1 rRNA gene is annotated in these 225 nt (G+C 43.1%); it reads left to right on the plus strand.

Annotated features, from left to right (window positions below):
• Positions 1–161: 161 nt before the first annotated feature.
• Positions 162–225: ribosomal RNA gene (gene rrf, locus AACR09_RS18695) — 5S ribosomal RNA — on the plus strand; the annotation flags it as partial.

Here is a 225-nt window from a genome sequence, read left to right on the forward strand (position 1 = left end):
GGGTGTGTAAGTGCTGCGAGGCATTGAGCTAACCTGTACTAATTGCCCGTGAGGCTTAACCATACAACACCCAAGGGGTTTTGTGGACTCAGATGTACCAGACCTTGAATGAGTTTGAAGAGAAATAACTTTTAAATCAGTTTTCCGAATTTTAAAATTTGCTTGGCGACCATAGCATTGTGGACCCACCTGATTCCATGCCGAACTCAGAAGTGAAACACAATA

It is taken from the genome of Vibrio sp. OPT20 (assembly GCF_963889365.1).
GTDB lineage: Bacteria > Pseudomonadota > Gammaproteobacteria > Enterobacterales > Vibrionaceae > Vibrio > Vibrio splendidus.